The organism is Compostibacillus humi, from assembly GCF_014637175.1.
Taxonomy (GTDB): Bacteria; Bacillota; Bacilli; order Bacillales; family Amphibacillaceae; genus Oceanobacillus; species Oceanobacillus humi.
In genome coordinates this window covers 1-16,753 of sequence record NZ_BMEV01000071.1, presented here as the reverse complement: position 1 = coordinate 16,753, position 16,753 = coordinate 1, and the positions used below count along the sequence as shown (strand labels likewise).

Annotated in this window: 17 protein-coding genes; 5 read left to right on the top strand and 12 right to left on the bottom strand. The window is 35.8% G+C overall.

Going from position 1 to position 16,753, the window contains the following annotated elements; all coding sequences use genetic code 11:
• Positions 1-104 precede the first annotated feature (104 nt).
• The 6 genes from IEV18_RS14495 to cudC all read right to left on the bottom strand — a co-directional run bounded on the left by IEV18_RS14495 (position 105) and on the right by cudC (position 5,170).
• A complete protein-coding gene (locus IEV18_RS14495; RefSeq protein WP_188393108.1) occupies positions 105-893 on the bottom strand; it encodes an ABC transporter permease in 789 nt (262 codons plus the stop codon).
• Between the two features lie 37 nt (positions 894-930).
• Positions 931-1,461 carry a nitrous oxide reductase accessory protein NosL gene (locus tag IEV18_RS14490; protein ID WP_188393107.1) on the bottom strand — a complete coding sequence of 177 codons (531 nt, stop codon included), beginning with the start codon at positions 1,459-1,461 and terminating at the stop codon, positions 931-933.
• Complete coding sequence (locus tag IEV18_RS14485) at positions 1,458-2,741, bottom strand: right-handed parallel beta-helix repeat-containing protein (protein ID WP_188393106.1); 1,284 nt, start codon at positions 2,739-2,741, stop codon at positions 1,458-1,460. Before IEV18_RS14485 ends, IEV18_RS14490 begins: the two co-directional genes overlap by 4 nt.
• 301 nt (positions 2,742-3,042) lie before the next feature.
• Complete coding sequence (locus IEV18_RS14480; RefSeq protein WP_188393105.1) at positions 3,043-3,504, bottom strand: OsmC family protein; 462 nt, start codon at positions 3,502-3,504, stop codon at positions 3,043-3,045.
• 232 nt (positions 3,505-3,736) lie between these two features.
• Positions 3,737-4,648 (bottom strand): glycine betaine ABC transporter substrate-binding protein, encoded by a 912-nt coding sequence (locus IEV18_RS14475; protein WP_188393104.1) that lies wholly within the window; start codon positions 4,646-4,648, stop codon positions 3,737-3,739.
• Positions 4,649-4,666: 18 nt separating this feature from the next.
• Positions 4,667-5,170, bottom strand: coding sequence for a choline uptake/conversion transcriptional regulator CudC (gene cudC / locus IEV18_RS14470; RefSeq protein WP_188393110.1), 504 nt, complete (start codon positions 5,168-5,170; stop codon positions 4,667-4,669).
• Positions 5,171-5,455: 285 nt separating this feature from the next.
• Between cudC and betB the strand changes: the two genes are divergently transcribed.
• Complete coding sequence (gene betB / locus IEV18_RS14465; protein ID WP_188393103.1) at positions 5,456-6,925, top strand: betaine-aldehyde dehydrogenase; 1,470 nt, start codon at positions 5,456-5,458, stop codon at positions 6,923-6,925.
• A 36-nt stretch (positions 6,926-6,961) separates the two neighbouring features.
• A complete protein-coding gene (gene gbsB / locus IEV18_RS14460; RefSeq protein WP_188393102.1) occupies positions 6,962-8,170 on the top strand; it encodes a choline dehydrogenase in 1,209 nt (402 codons plus the stop codon).
• A gap of 184 nt (positions 8,171-8,354) precedes the next feature.
• On the opposite strand, the gene IEV18_RS14455 is transcribed toward gbsB, so the two are convergent.
• Positions 8,355-9,023, bottom strand: coding sequence for a cupin domain-containing protein (locus tag IEV18_RS14455; RefSeq protein ID WP_229733667.1), 669 nt, complete (start codon positions 9,021-9,023; stop codon positions 8,355-8,357).
• Between the two features lie 227 nt (positions 9,024-9,250).
• A complete protein-coding gene (locus IEV18_RS14450) occupies positions 9,251-9,454 on the bottom strand; it encodes a hypothetical protein (RefSeq protein ID WP_188393101.1) in 204 nt (67 codons plus the stop codon).
• A 671-nt stretch (positions 9,455-10,125) separates the two neighbouring features.
• Here IEV18_RS14450 and istA point away from each other — a divergent pair.
• Positions 10,126-11,550 (top strand): IS21 family transposase, encoded by a 1,425-nt coding sequence (istA, locus tag IEV18_RS14445; RefSeq protein WP_188393100.1) that lies wholly within the window; start codon positions 10,126-10,128, stop codon positions 11,548-11,550.
• Positions 11,547-12,272 carry an IS21-like element helper ATPase IstB gene (istB, locus tag IEV18_RS14440; protein WP_188393099.1) on the top strand — a complete coding sequence of 242 codons (726 nt, stop codon included), beginning with the start codon at positions 11,547-11,549 and terminating at the stop codon, positions 12,270-12,272. Before istA ends, istB begins: the two co-directional genes overlap by 4 nt.
• Before the next feature lie 315 nt (positions 12,273-12,587).
• Here istB and IEV18_RS14435 read toward each other — a convergent pair whose 3' ends face one another.
• The 4 genes from IEV18_RS14435 to IEV18_RS14420 are packed head-to-tail and all read right to left on the bottom strand — an operon-like array spanning position 12,588 to position 15,855.
• Positions 12,588-13,688, bottom strand: a complete 1,101-nt coding sequence (locus tag IEV18_RS14435; protein ID WP_188393098.1) for a hypothetical protein — start codon at positions 13,686-13,688, stop codon at positions 12,588-12,590.
• On the bottom strand, positions 13,685-14,554 hold the full coding sequence (locus IEV18_RS14430; protein WP_188393097.1) for an ABC transporter ATP-binding protein: 870 nt from the start codon (positions 14,552-14,554) through the stop codon (positions 13,685-13,687). The genes IEV18_RS14435 and IEV18_RS14430 overlap by 4 nt, the downstream gene beginning before the upstream one ends.
• Entirely contained in the window at positions 14,526-15,314 is a 789-nt protein-coding gene (locus tag IEV18_RS14425; protein WP_188393096.1) for a hypothetical protein, read from the bottom strand. Before IEV18_RS14425 ends, IEV18_RS14430 begins: the two co-directional genes overlap by 29 nt.
• Positions 15,283-15,855 carry an RNA polymerase sigma factor gene (locus IEV18_RS14420; protein ID WP_188393095.1) on the bottom strand — a complete coding sequence of 191 codons (573 nt, stop codon included), beginning with the start codon at positions 15,853-15,855 and terminating at the stop codon, positions 15,283-15,285. Before IEV18_RS14420 ends, IEV18_RS14425 begins: the two co-directional genes overlap by 32 nt.
• 171 nt (positions 15,856-16,026) lie before the next feature.
• Between IEV18_RS14420 and IEV18_RS14415 the strand changes: the two genes are divergently transcribed.
• Positions 16,027-16,221 carry a DUF7695 domain-containing protein gene (locus IEV18_RS14415; RefSeq protein ID WP_188393094.1) on the top strand — a complete coding sequence of 65 codons (195 nt, stop codon included), beginning with the start codon at positions 16,027-16,029 and terminating at the stop codon, positions 16,219-16,221.
• Positions 16,222-16,753 lie beyond the last annotated feature (532 nt).

Below are 16,753 nucleotides of genomic sequence, written 5' to 3'. Positions count from 1 at the left end.
CTTACACAGAAACCATTGTCGTGTTTGTCAAGAGCGATGGCGGTAGTTTTCCTCTAACCAAAATGGTTAGAATTTTTATTTTGGGGTAGTTTTCATAGAACTTTTTACACTACCGTAATGCTCGTGATAATCCATAAACTGATAATTGCGATAAATACTGGTATTCCAAAGGGACCATCAGCCCATGTCACCCATTGTAGATATTCGGGGCCAAATACGGAACCAGCATCTAATTTAACCATCGAAAATATTCGAACAAGCTCTGCCGGATTCAAAAATGTAAGAATCTCTAAAGTTGGTTTGATCGACGAATATGGTAGAAGTGTTAAAAAGCTGATAAGCAATGTCGGCCATAAAACAATCGTAAGAAACCAAATGCCGATACCTATAATCAAAGCTTGCCAGCGATTTTTGGCAATTGCACCAATGCCAATCGATAAGCCTAAGTAAACAATTGCTAGTAGACTGGCAAATAGAAAGAAAAAGAGAAAACTAGAAAATCCTGGGTCTTTTCCAAAAATAACGGTAATGATTCCCGATAAACCAAAACTAAATATAATCATTGTTATTAAGATAAGCAATAATCCAATCCATTTGCCCCAGAGAAATAAATATGTCGATAACCCATACGTAGACAGTAATTGCCAATGCCCGTCCTCTTTTTCCGTTACCGTTGAAATTCCTCCTAATAACAGGGTAATCAATGGAAGTAGATAGAGAGTAACATTCATCATTGCTCCCATCATATCGGTATACCCTTCTGCATCTGGAACTCCTGACTGGAATAAGAGAATGGCCAAGGTAAAAATGATTAATAAGATCAGAAAAGTGTATGTCCATGAATTACGAAATCCAAGCTTTATTTCTCTCTTTGCAATTGTCTGTAAGCGCATGTTTGCACCAATCCTTTAATGAACTTATGATGACTCTTCACATTTCTTCATCTTCGTGATCGTGGTCGTGGTCGTGGTTCATATTTGCCTTCATTTCCTCCATCATTTCCATATTTCTTTCCCAAGGATGGTTCTCCAAATCGTCTTTTGACATGGATTCACCATAACCTTCTTCTTCTATAAAGCTTTGGGCATCTTCTTCATTTTGGAAAGAAATAACATTATAAGCCATCGGTGTCATAATTTGTTGATCGTAAACAAAAGTTGCATCCTCTGTCTCGAACCATTCTTCTGTATGATAATCACGTACAAATTCTGCTCCTATTTCCTCATCACTATTTTCTTCATTCCAATTCGCCATACAACCGATATCATCAAATTTCAACACTTTTCCATCTGCTAAAATGATTTGTGTTGCATGTTGATTATCAGGAACCATCATATTACATACAGCACATGTATCCACTTCCTCATCAATTGGCTCCGCTTCATAAGCTTCCTCTTGTCCACAAGCTGCTAATAAAAGGACAGATATCAACACAATAAATCCTAGAAAATATTTTTTCATTTCGCTTTCCTCCCTATATAAATCATTGATGTACTTGTAAGTACGAATACAATGCTTAATAATAATGTTTTAATAGAACCTTGATGCTCGATAGTATCCTCTTCTAGTGGATAAGCAATTAATGGTTCTTCGTCGATAAAACAATTTTCTGTTGGTGTATGCATAAACTGCTTTAAAAATTCGATGCCAGGTGCTTGGAAATACAGTTGAAATAGCGGGTATTCAGATGTCAGTGTTAGAAAGAAAGGATCAACCGTGTAGGAAAGATTGCTTAACCCATCTCCATCAGTATCCAATCCTGTAAAATCTCCCCAATAGTTTCCATTTGTATCATTATCAGAACTAGCTTCAGCCTGTCCTTGGATAACATTTTCACGGAGAATATTTTGCTTAAAACGACTGGATTCCGAATCTTTAAACTCCATACCAATATAGTTTTGTTGCATTTTATTATTGGTCAATTCACTATCCTGAGCTATTTCAGCATAAATGCCAATACGATTATCCAACAATTCATTTTTTGTAACAATCGCATCTTTTACATCAAAAAGCAATAAACCTTGGGACTGTATACTTTTTCGATTATGCGTTAATCTATTTTCGGTTATCTCCGTCCCTTCTGTTCCCATAACCATTATTCCACTCGTATTATTGGAAGCGTGATTTCCTTTTACCATTGTCTTTTCTGTGAACATAAGATGAAATCCATATCGTGAGTTATTCGACTTGTTTTCAATTATCTGATTACCAACGCTACTTTCAACATAAATTCCATCCTTTACAGAATCAAAAGTAGAGAATTGAATCGTGTTATGATGAGATCCCCATACATCGATTCCATGTCCACGTTCACCCAGACTAGCACTACCGTTTCCTGTGATACGAATCTCGGATAACCTATTTTCATGTGCTTCCAACAGTTTCATTCCAATTCCAGTCGTTTCAATCGAAATTTGCTGGAAATCATTATTATCGCCATTGACCATTATCGTTGCTGAATCCCCGTCTTTATGATTATCAACAATGGAAACATTCTCTATCGTGACATTGTCTGCTTCAATTGTTAAAACTGGTGAATGATCCGTTGACGTAATTTCTACTCCATCCTCTCCAATAATAGAAATTGGTTTTGTTATCGTGACATTTCCGGAATATTTGCCCGCAGGTAAACGAAGAATTTCACCCGTTTCCGATTCATCCATTAATGCTTGTAAGGAAACATCCGCATATACGGATGGAACAAATGAAAATGTGATAATAATAAAAAGAGCAACGACCAAATGTTTAATCTATATCCCTCCCTACATAGATGCATTTCTCTTTCAATATTTAGCTTAACAAGGAAGAATGGTAATTTGATGACTCTAAAGAGCTATAAAAATGGCAGTTATTTAGCCATTATGTGAAGGTTTTGTGAAAAAAGGCAGCTAATCGATGTGCTTGTTTGCTGCATGTGGGGACGAAAAAGAAGTTTCTTTTCAAAACGAACAAGCGGGTTCTAAAAAGCGATTAAAAAAGCTGACCCAAATGTTACCTATGGAAACATTTGAGTCAGCACATATTTACTTACCAATCGTCGTTCTACACAGTAGTTGCTTTCTTTTCAATGATGATATCATTGAGTTTTAAATTTACTGGGTTTGCCAACGTATCACCGACTGGGCATGTATTTTCAATAAACGCTATAAATTTCTCGACTTTTTCCCTTGGTTCATCAGTGTCAATATGAATGTTGTAACGGATTTCACTGTAGCCTTTGCGTACTTCATCCGATATACCTAAAAATCCATCCGTATTTAGATCACCTTCTAGTTCAACCCAAAAATCGTTGAATGTCATATCATTTTTTGCAGCAAAAGATCGAGCAACAATTGCTTGACATGCACCTAATGCACCTAAGACCAATTCAACTGGATTCATTCCAGTATCCGTTCCACCTAAATCTTTCGGCTCATCCACTGTTACTTCAAAATTTCTAGATTTGACTTTCACCTGAAGACCTTCTGTTAGACGTGCTGTTGATTTAACTACTGTTTCTGGCATAATGAAAATCTTGTAAAGATGCACATTATTCCAGCCAAAAGCAGCACATTTTGTTCAAATTAGTCCAGATTTTTCACAAAGTATATATGTATAAAGCTGGCCTTTGCAAAACGAAAATTTTCTAATTATTTTTGCAGACACAACCATAGCCGCTGCGACCTAGCGGTGTATTTGCATTAGCAATGTTCAGATTTACATCCACTGAAATCACTTTTGTCCTGACCTCAACATATTATTCTATCCACTCATTTACGAGCTCTTCATTTTCTTCCACCCATGTTCTTGCACCGTCAATTGGCTCTTCTCCAGCCTCTTCTGCCTCATTTACAGCACTCATCAATGAACCGATTGCTTCATCATCCATTTTCCAATTTTTTATCCAATCACTAACCTCAGGAAAATCCTCTACAAATCCTTGACGTGTTGCATGGTGAATTTTTTCTGCCTCTCCATATATGTTCAATGGGTCATCCAAATATTTTAAATCCATTTCTGAAAATACCCGGTGAGGATTCCATAATGGAGCAACAATAGGTTTTTCATCTTTTATCGCTTCAGCTAGTGCTGTTATCATTGCTGGTTCAGAGCTTGAAATAAGAACATAATCGAGTTCGTATTCTTCAATCAGATCCTCCGTAACGAGCATTGTTCCAGCCCCTGGGTCAAATCCTGTTATCTCACCATTTAGTTCGTCTTTATAATCGTTTAAATCCTCGATACTATTAACATCTTCCATATATGTTGGCACTACTAAACCAACTTTTGCATTATCATACCAAGTCTCTTCGGAAAAATTGACCTCATCCTGATAACGTTCTAAATACTCCTTATCTTGGATTGGCAACCATACTTCTAAGTTAATATCTAACTCATCTTCTGCTAAGGCCTTCATCTGTGTTCCCATATCTAACAGATGAAAGTTCACTTCATACCCCTTGTCTTCCAGTATTACCTTCCACATATTCGTAACAGCTATATTTTCTGCCCAACTAATCTGTCCCATGTCAATGGTTTGTTTCTCACCATTCTCATTGCCATTTTCACTTTCCTGCTCGGAAGCTTGAGAACCTCCTCCACAAGCTGTTAATAAAACTACTAGTACTCCGATTAATATGAAACTTACTCCCTTTTTAAAATAACTCATTCGTTTACATCTCTCCCTTTATTTTGTTTCCTCTGGTTTTGGTAAAAAGTTATAAATTTCGCCAGTTCGAACACTTTCGACTAACTCCTCTAACCAGTGGTAATATAATTTTGACTTTTCTAGTAATGCTACATGTTTTTTTGCTTCTTCACGAATATCGTTCGAAACTGTTTCATCATTTACAATTTCTATTAAAATCGGTTCTGCCTTCTTAACGGCATCCATATTCATCTTTACTTCTCTTTCCCACATGCTACAGAAATACGCCATAAACGTTTGGAAAAAATCTTTCTCCGCTGTGTACGTATGTTTTCTCGTTCCTCTTTGAAACCTTTTCTTTACAAAATCAATCTGCTGTAACTTTCGAACATTGGTGCTCATACTTGGCTTACTCATTCCAAGCTCTTCTCTCATTTCATCCAAATTCATATGATCTTCAAAATACATCGTGGCATAAATTCTCCCAGCAGCTGGTGTCACTCCATATAAATCCATCGTTTCAGCAATGGCCTCAATCACCATTTCTTTTGCTTCTTCTATTTTTTCGATGGCTGATTCATCCTTATGCTTATTCACCGCTCTACCCCTAACTCGTGTTCAATTTGTTAAATTTTTTCTTAACAAACTTAATGATAAAGGTTTTTGAAGAAATGTCAAATCAACACAAAATCAATATCTTATTATTTTAATCTATTTCCATGTTCGTTTTAAATCTTTGACAAATAAAAATAACCCGTTTAGAATTAAATTTGTTCACAACGTTAAATTTTTTCTTAACAAACTTAACATAGTTCGGGAGGGAATCTTTTGGAAGTTAAACGACAATATATTAATGGAGAATGGGTCCACGCCCTCTCAAAGCAGACGAGGGAAATTATTAACCCCTTTAACCAAGAAGTAATTGCTATCGTAACGGAAAGCAATGAAGAAGATACAAAACTAGCAATAAGTGCAGCTCGTCATGCATTTGATCATGGTGATTGGCCGAATACCCCAACGATGGAACGAGCAAAAGTTGTTCGAAAAATAGCAGAATTAATTGAAAGAGATAGAGAAGAGCTAGCAGAGCTAGAATCCCTCGATACCGGTAAAACAGTAGAAGAAAGTAGATGGGATATGGATGACATTGTAGGAGTCTTCCATTACTATGCGGACATCGCTGATAAAGACGGGGGAGAAATTATTGATTCACCTGTTCCAAACTCCATAAGTAAAGTTGTAAAAGAGCCTGTTGGTGTTTGTGGACAAATCACTCCATGGAACTATCCATTATTACAGGCATCCTGGAAACTAGCCCCTGCACTCGTAACCGGTAATACTTTGGTAATGAAGCCGAGTGAGATTACCCCTCTAACAACAATTAAAGTGTTTGAATTAATGGAAGAAGCTGGTGTTCCGAAAGGAGTAGCCAACCTCGTCCTTGGTGCAGGAAATACGGTTGGTGCAGAACTTTCTTCCAATAATGATGTCGATCTCATCTCCTTTACAGGTGGAATTCAAACAGGTAAGAAAATTATGCAAGCAGCTAGTGATAACGTGAAAAAGGTGGCACTTGAGCTTGGCGGAAAGAATCCGAACGTTATTTTCGCTGATGCAGACTTTGAAACAGCTGTAGACCAAGCATTAAATGGTGTGTTTTTCCATGCAGGGCAAATTTGTTCAGCTGGCACACGTCTTATCGTGGAGGAGAGCATCCACGATAAGTTTGTTGATGCATTAGTAGAACGTGTGAAGAACATTCGTTTAGGCAGTGGATTTGATAAGGATGCCCAAATGGGACCACTCATCTCGGAGCAACATTTAAATAAAGTGATGAATTACGTAGAGAATGGAATCAAAGAGGGAGCTACCGTTGCAATTGGCGGGAAACAACCCGATGATCCTGAATTACAGAAAGGGTTTTTCTATTTACCTACCATTCTTACAAATTGCACAACCGATATGCGCGTTGTCCAAGATGAAGGTTTTGGTCCAGTCATGACGGTTGAAAAATTCTCTACCGAGGAAGAAGCAATTCAACTCGCGAATGACTCCATTTATGGACTTTCTGGCGGAGTCTGGACAAAGGATATTGCCAAAGCAGAGCGTTGTGTCGCGAAAATGCGCATGGGAACTGTCTGGATTAATGACTTTAACCTGTACTTCCCTCACGCTCCATGGGGAGGATATAAGCAATCAGGTTTTGGCCGTGAGTTAGGTAAAACAGGTCTAGAAGAATACCAAGAAACAAAACATGTATTTCAAAATCTAGATCCACAGCCAATTAACTGGTTCTAATAATCAAGTAAAAGAAAATATAGGAGGAGAACATATATGAGCTTAAATATGAAAGTAGAACATATGCATAAATTCCATCAATTCGAATTACCTACAGCAGTCAAACACGGGATTGGTGCGATTAAACATGTTGGAGATGAAGTAAAAAAACTTGGTGTTACAAAAGCACTACTAGTAACGGATCCGGGGATTTATAACGCTGGTGTTACAAAACCAATTGAAGATTCCCTAAAAGAAGCTGGTGTGGAAGTAGTTCTCTTCAATAAAGTAGAACCTAATCCTCCAGTACGCCTCGTAGCAGAAGGTTCTGCTTTGTACAAGCAAGAGAACTGTAATGGGTTAGTTGCTGTTGGTGGTGGAAGTTCCATGGATACAGCAAAAGGAATCGGAGTAGAAGCAACACACGAAGGTTCTGTTTTAGACTATGAAGCTGCAGAAGGAAAAAAACCGTTAGAAAACCGAATTCCTCCATTGACTACAATCCCTACAACAGCGGGAACTGGTTCTGAGGTAACACAATGGGCGGTAATAACAGATGAAGAAAGAGAATTCAAATTTAACACGGGTGGACCATTAATTGCAGCACACTTAACAATTATTGATCCGGAACTACATGTTTCCATGCCACCACATGTGACAGCAATGACAGGTGTAGATGCTTTAGCGCATGCAATCGAATGTTATACAATGCATTATGCACAACCGATTACAGACGCAGTTGCACTACTCGCAATGGAATATGTAGCAAAATATATCCGCCGTGCATATGCAGATGGTGGAGATATTGAAGCACGTTACGGAATGGCACAAGCTGCGATGCTCGCAGGTCTATCATACGGAAGCGAATCTGCCGGTGCAGCACATGCGATGTCCCAAACACTTGGCGGAATTATCCCGGTTGCCCATGGTCAATGTGTTGCAGCAATGTTGGGACCTGTTATGGAGTATAACTGGAAAGGACATCCAGCGAAATTTGCACGAATCGCTCAAGCACTAGGTGTGGATACATCACAAATGACAACGGAAGAAGCAGCAAAAGCAGCTGTAAACGAAGTCTATCAACTCGTAGAAGATTTGGACATTCCTAGTTTAGAAGAACAAGGCATATCACCTGATATGATTGACCGCCTGGCAAAAGAAGCGATGAAAGACCCGCAAACGGTAGGAAATCCACGTGATTTAACCGAAAAAGATTACCAATGGATTTATAAACGTTGCTTTAACCTAGTACCGAAAACAGTTTAATATATAAAAGGGAACAGCTACGAGTGCCGTTCCCTTTTTTTATATACTAATTTTAGAAGCTTATCAGCGGTTATGGGAGATAATTCAGCGATTTTTAGATTTTATCAGCGACTTCTGATATTTTTTCAGCGAATGGAACGATTTTTCCGCACATTTGCTATTTTTATCCGCGATTTGCTCCATATTAATGCTCTGCTTCCATCGCTTCTTGTTTCGTTCGATGAACCGTTCCAAATGGATGCCCTGGGGGAGCATAGATAGAATAGAGCTTTAATGGTTCACTTCCTATATTCGTTAAATTATGCCACTTGCCTGCAGGTACCATAATCGCATCATCATCTTCTACCCTTCGTTCGAAGTTTAGTTGATCTTGACGATCGCCCATTTGAACTAGTCCCTCACCTTGTTCAATACGTAAAAATTGATCGACATCCGGATGTAATTCCAAACCGATATCTTCACCTACACCAATACTCATTAACGTTACTTGTAAATATTCCCCTGTCCAAAGTGCTGTACGGAATGTATTATTTTTTGTTGTCGCGTCTTCAATATCAATTACAAATGGTTGATTTCCATAATCTTTAAATTGGGGACCGGTCTCAGCTCGATAGGAATGGTGGTGCCCATAATGAGAGCCGTGATGATGGCCATGTTGATAACCGTGATGATGACCATGATGATGATGGCCGTGATGTCCATGATAATGGTGCCCATGGTGACCGTGATGTCCATGATGGCTGAATGAACCATGGTAATATGGATGGTGTCCACCATGGCCATGAGATTGCCATGGGTGGTAATTCATATTCATGGCATATGGAAAGAAAAATGGTTGGTGCGAAAAATACATGTTAAATTCCCCCTAATCATTGTTCCTCCATAGCATATGCCCAATCCCCAAGGAATGTGCGAATACTCCCCCGACCTATCTACTTATACATGAAATGCGGGGCTAAATAATCAAGAGTCACTGCCCGAGCAGTGAGCATGTAAAAGGATGTCACCCCTACGGGGCAACATCCTTTTACATGCTTTTTCCCCGTAGAAAAGTGTTCATTTTTATCTAGCAAAAATTGTCTACTTTAGTTTAGCAGTTACAAGAGCTTCTTTAACTACTTTTTTAGACATTATTCTTACATTTTCTATTTCACTAATTGTGATATTAATTCTTCCATCTATGTCAGTTTTTGATGCTAATAATGGTATTAGTTTCAGAGAAACAGAAGGTAACTTTCTTAAATTATCAACCTGCATTAACATTTTTCTATTTATTTTTGTCATACCTCACATCCCCATTTCAATATTAAAATCAAAAAAACCCCAAAACTAAACTGGTCTAAAAAGACCTAGTAGTTTTGGGGTTCTCCCTTTGTAAATATTTAATTCAATATATTTCTTCACTTCCATACTTAATATCAGCATGAAAGCCTATGGTTGCATTTTAGATCTTATTTTTAGTAATTTTGCAGATATACCAAATTCAGATGCAAATTATAAAAATGGGTATTCATTGTTCAATTCATCCATTACTTTAGTAATTTTTCATATATGTTTCCTCCTCATGTTTTTAAAATTATAATCGGAATCTAATCATATTCGAATAGGAATTCGAAAAAAATTTAATATTAATCAACTTGACCTTCTCAGGTATTTGCGATATATGCCTTATCAAGTAGATGGTTACAATAAATATTACATCTTTAATTAGTTGTCTAGTACATTACGACAAGCCAGCATTATAAAATGCTGGCTGTTGTATGTTCTGCTGCTAATAGTCCGCAACTTTACTTAAAACTGTTTAGTGCAAAATAAAAGTGCAGAGCTTTGCAAAGGAAAAATGCAGAGTACTGCACTAATTTTGTGCCAAAAATAAAAAAAGACTTGCCAGCCACCCCAAGTCCCCACTACATTAATTGTGTCCAGCAATTATTGGTAGTGGAGGTAAGAAAGGAATGCTAGCAATGTCTGACATTAATTGTATCAAAAAGTTAAGAAATGAAAAGGGACTATCAATCTCTGAAATACAAAGAGTAATGAAGATTAATTGGAGAACTGCTAAGAAGTATGCCGATGAAGATCAATTACCTCAACAAAAAGAATATAAAAGGAAAGGAATGATGTATGAGGAAAAATGGGGAGAAATTGTTTCAGATTGGCTATTTGAGGATTCGAAATTAAAGAAAAAGTCAAGAAGGACTAGGAAACAGATTTTTGAGGATCTTCGGGAGATGGGTTTTAAAGGTTCTTATCGTACAGTTTGTTATTTTATATCAGATTGGCTGACTACTCATCAAGAAGAAAAGGATAAAGGATATGAGAGGTTAGAACACCCTCCGGGTGAAGCGCAAGTAGATTTTGGAGTAATGGAAGCAGTACAAGATGGAGAAATAGTAGATATTCATTCATTAGTAATGTCGTTTCCTAATAGTAATGCTGGTTTTGCAGTTCCTCTGCCAGCTGAGAATCAAGAATGCTTTTTACATGGCCTAAACACACTATTTAAACAGGTTGGGGGAGTACCAAGAAAGATAAGAATTGATAATTTAACTCCAGCGGTGAAAAAAACAAGATCAAAAATGGAAGAGGCTCAATTAACGGATGAATTCATTCAATTTCAAAACTATTATGGTTTCGATGTACAGGTATGTAATCCACGAAGTGGACATGAAAAAGGTAATGTGGAAAACAAAGTTGGATATGTACGCTATAACTTCTTTACTACAGCACCGATTATGAATAGTTATGAAGATTTAACCGATCAAATATTTCTTAAATTAGAGGCGGATCGTAATAGAATCCATTATTCCAAAAATGTGCGTATTGAAGACTTATGGCAGGAAGAAAAGAAATATCTTCTAGCATTACCAGAAAAAACTTATCCTGTATTTAAAGAGCAACTGTTCAAAGTGAATAAATATAACGAAGTGAAGGTTGATCAGATGTTAGTTCATGTACCGAGAGGCGGAAATTATAGTCAGTTACAATTGATATTAACCTGGGACCAGCTAAAGGTTGTTTCACCTAACGGAGAGATTTTATTAGATGATTATCGTCCATATATGAAAAAGCGAAAAGCATTACCATGGCTTTCTATAATTAAAACATGGATTCAGAAGCCCAGGGTTGTTGAATATTCGCGTTATAACAAGTATTTGCCGGGTAGAATTAAAGAATTTCTGTTAGTAGATAATTTAAACATTCGTCGAAAACGGTTAGAAAGCCTAGCTAGTTTATTAGTTTCTTATGATTTGAAGAGGATTAATGAAGAATTTTATGAATTAATAGCACAGGACAAATTAGCTAGTGAAAGTAATCCTTATGAAGTAGATTGGAATAAGTATGATTCATTGGCACCTAGAGAGGGGGCAATTCGATGAAACAGGATATCAAGGAACTATGCAAATCATTGAGATTAGCTTATGTTGCCGATGTATATGAGCAAATATCATTTGATACACCTGAACAATTCTTGTATGAGCTTCTTCAAGAGGAAATTAAATTAAGAGAACAAGCGAGAACGACTCGCTTGATAAAAAAGGCTAAGTTCTTGGATAAGAAGAGTTTACAAGATTATGAGTGGAACGAACAAATTCGGTTCCCTCATCATTTAACCAAAGAGGCATTGTGTAGTCTGAATTTTATTAAAAACCGAGAAAACGTAGTTTTAGTCGGATCACCTGGGACGGGAAAAACACATTTAGCAACGGGACTAGGAAGAAAGGCTTGTGAACAAGGTTATGAAGTACGATTTTATCGTGTTGCCCATTTAGTTGAAGAGTTAGAACATGCATTACGATTGAATCAATTATCAACATTTAGAAAACGTATGGAGAAAGTAGATTTAGTTATTTTAGATGAAATGGGCTACTTACCATTTAGTAAAGAAGGGGCGGAATTATTATTCCAAATTATATCGGAGTTTTATGAACAAAAAAGCATAATTATTACATCGAACTTAGAATTTAGTCAGTGGAATCGAATCTTTACTGATTCTCGATTAACAGCAGCATTAGTGGACAGGCTAATTCATCACGCGCACATCATCTCATTCCAGGGTGAAAGCTATAGACTGTCACACGCATTGTCAAAAAGGAATTAAAGGGTGGCAAATCTCTGTATTTTTAATTGCATTTTTCTGCACTTTTCTATTGCAAAATACACTTAAAACTTATCAATATACCTAGAAAGAATAATTTTTCATTTTTCACAAAAACTTTTTTACTTAACTCAGTACGGGATTTGTGTAAAAACTTTAGACTTAGTTACGGAAATAATACAAAATTAAACGTACGAATCGCACACCTACCCACTAAAGCAATTAGGTATTAGAAGATACATCGTATGAAGTTTCTGGGTTGGGAACCCATTAAAGAATCCATATTGTTATCCGTATTCATAATACAATAGTTTGATTTTATACAACTTTTTTGCTTCCGACATACCATTTTAAGTAAAATAAACTACCTACTATGAGTAGAATACCTATAACAATTGCTACATAAGGTCCGAGAATTACATTTGACCCTATATGAAAACCCCGAAATGTTTCAAACAAAGCTTGGGTTTTCATTATAAATGTTGGGGTATAAGGATAAATGGCATTTATCCATTCGAATTGAGTTTCTCCTTTTAATATATCAATCACTACAATAGGAATAAACAATATCGAGAGACTTATTAAAAAGCTTATAAATGAGTTTTTTGAAATAGACGAGACAACTAAAATTAGTATCGCTAAAACAATACTTCCAAGTAATAAAAAACCTAATTGCACAAAATGAAATTGAGCAATTGACATAGCGTATGGTGAAGTGGCCAATCCTGTAATAAACTGGATTGGTGCATCCCAACCTTCAAAGGCGTGTTTCCAATAAATCATATTAGCACTTGCACGATACAGTTGATAAATCCAAGTAAAAACAATCATTCCTATTGTCACAAAAAATGTATAGGTTAGGGTTACAATGATTTTTGCTGTTACAAGTTTTGTTCTACCAAATTTTGAGGTTAGCGTATATTGTGAGACACCTGTTGTCGTATCTCTCGAAAAAATAGAATAAATTCCTACCAGAATTAACATTCCAATAAAAATTACTCCATCATCACTTAAATAGTTAACAATACTTTCAGCGACAAAATAATAGGTCAGATACATAACATCAACATTTTCTCTCATTTCAATTTCTTTCCTGATTTTTGTATCCGAACCACTATTTTTATTTTGTAGGATTTGATAAAGTTCACTTATTTTTGCTGTTTGATAATCTTGCAGTTGTTGTGCTTTTAATATTGTAAAATTAACATTGTAATCGAAAGAAAGGTCTTTTATATTTTTTTCTGCAGTTTTTAATTCTTGTTCAGTAATGATTCCTTCGCTTTTATCGAATTCCATTTTAGAAGCAGTATCAATAACTGTATGTCCTACAATAACAACACCGATGATTACCATTAATGTTATATAGATAATTTTTTGTTGTAACAAATGCTTAAATTCCCAATTAATTAGATTTCTCATTTCTCCATCTCCCCAAAATAATATAAATAAATATCTTCTAAAGTGGGAGTTTTACTCTCTGCATTGGGGAAGGGTTTAACATCATGATAAAGTCTTACTCGTACTTTACCGCCCGTTTTTTCAATGGCTCCAACTCTATATTCACTTTCAATCTGTCCTAATTCTGACGGCTGCACTATTACATCCCAAACTTTCCCTGATAATGTTTTTAACACATCTTCAGGACGATTCAATTGCTCGACTTTTCCATGTTTTAAAATACATACATAATCCGTTAACCCTTCTAAGTCGCTTGCGATATGAGTGGTATATAAAACAATCCGATTGATAGATAAGTTCGCTATGATTGAGCGAAACCGAATTCTTTCTTTTGGGTCTAATCCGGCAGTTGGTTCATCAAGAATAAGAATCTTCGGATCGTTTAGCATAGCTTGAGCAATTCCTACACGCTGTCTCATGCCACCCGATAACTTTTTAATCTTTTTATTTCTCTGTTCAAATAAATTCAGTTGTTTCAGCCAATACTCCGCCTTTTCTTTACTTTGTTTCTTATTAAATCCCTTTAATGCACCAACATACTCTAAGAATGACTGTACTTTCATATGCGGATAATATCCGACTTGTTGCGGAACATACCCTAATATATCTCTATATTCTTCACCAAGACAGAGTATATCTTTACCATTAAAATAGACGGACCCTGATGTTGGTTTCAATACAGTGGCAATTATCCGCATCAATGTGGTTTTACCCGAACCATTTGCTCCAAGGAAACTATAAACACCGGGAGCTAAATTCATTGAAATATCATCTAGAACCAATTGATTATTATAAGATTTACTTACTGAATGAATACTCAACTCCACGGTTATATTCCCTCCTATATTTCGAAACAATGTTGTACAAAACAATTAATAATAACCCTAGTGTCACAAAATGCGTAAAAACAGGTAATGTAATCCATTCATAAAATAGATTTCTTTGTGTCGATACGATGATAGAACCAGCTAACCAAGAACAAATAATAATTGGTGCAGTATTATACCGGCTCGGAAGATAAAATGAAATCCCTAAAAATAATACTGCTGTAAATAACGATGGGATTAACCAAACAAAAATGGCACGAATAAGAATACTAGGTTCCAATATACCGGCTAAAATAATTATAGGAATAACTGTTATAGCGTGTAATGTAGCTGCGGTAATAAATCGTAAAAGAAACAATTGTCCTGTTCCAAGTTTAAATGTAACCTCAAGTTCAATCATGTTATAATTTCTATTTTTAAAGCACTCGGTCAATCCAATCACAATCGATAAAGGTGTAACACAAAATAAATAACTTAGAACAACATTTGTTGAAAAAGAAGTTACTATGTAGATACTTGTAAGAAGGATTATTAATTGACTAACGATCAGATATAAAGAAAAATTCCTAACTTCATCCCATATTCGAACAAGAAGAGGTTGTTTTAATTTAATTTGATTTTCTTCCAATAGATTTTTAACATTGAAAATGGTCTCTTCAACCCTATTTTCATCAGGAGTTGGTACTTCAAAACAATTAAAGTATCGTTCTAGTTCCTTTTCCAGTTTTTCAAATTCTACCTGATTTACTTCTTCCTTCATTATTTTCCCTCCTAAAAATTTTGGATAATTTTTTTAACCCTTGAAAGATCCTAGATTTAACCGTCGATTCTGTTGAATTTGTTATTTCAGCAATTTCTTTATACTTGTATCCGTGGAAATACTTTAAGATAATCGCCTCGCTTTGAAAGTCTGGCAGTTGTGCAAGAGCATCCCTAATTTCTTGTGCTTCTTCTTTCTTTTCATACAGATAGGTGACATTATCCTTCGTATCTGTTAATGTCTGCTCCAACCATTCGCTTTCAATATTAATAAAATCTTTTTTCTTTGTACGCATATAATCCCTTACTTGATTTAGAGCAATGGTTATTAACCAACTACGAAATTTGCTTTTTCCTTCAAATGAAGAGATTGATTTAGACATTTTCACAAAAACTTCCTGTGTTAAGTCATAAGATAAAGTCTGCTGCTGGGTTCTTCTATAGATAAATCCATAAACTTCGTTATAGTATCTGCGTATTAATATTTCAATTGCAGCTTGACTGCCAGACTTAATTTCATTTATTAGTTCCTCATCTGTCATTGGACTTATCTCCTTTCACCTATAAGAACGTGTAAAAATATAAAATAGTTTTAAAAACTCACTGTTATTTTATGTATATAAATAAGCATGTCATACAATATAAAAAGGCAAAAAAATTGATAGTATTATGGTTGTAATCTACTAACATAATTTAATAAAGGGGGATTGAGAATGCAAAAGAAACTAAAAATAAATCGGATTCGTTGCAAACATTGTGGTGATATTATCGAATCCAAAAGTACAAATGATTTTCGAAGATGTAAATGTGGAGCAGTAGGTATTGATGGTGGGTTAGACTACCCAAAGCGTGTTTATGGTTCGAATCCTGCAGAACAACATTACGAGGAATTGTCTGAATATGAATAAGTAAAAGGTAAACGTCAAACAGCCCCATTCCAATCATACCGGCTATTTGACGTTTACCTTTAATGTATTATTTGGAACATATTTCAATCAAGAGGGTTTAAACCAATTACATTATTATCCCCAGTCCTATTCAGCTCTATTAGTAACTTTCCAACCATCAGCTAATGCTTTTATTAAACTCACCTTAACAATTCCATTTCCCCTAGCTGTTGTTTCTATTAATTTTTAAAATATAAGATTCCCCTTCTCTGCGTCTTCAGCTCTAATTAATTGCAACAAGGCAGTATGTTCCCATGCTGGCTGTTGCATTTTCATAGCTGGTATTAGTAAACAACAAATTATAAAATTATGTAAGAACATAAGACAGTACGTTATGTGAAAGCGATTAAAATTATAGAAAGTGCAAACAAATAACTACCTTATAACTCAACTTTCGCACGCTTAAAATTGCTCTAAACCCTTGATATATTTGAATGCAGACTAAGTTGATCATGCCGCATTTGCCTTTATTTCATCGTTACTACGAAAAGCC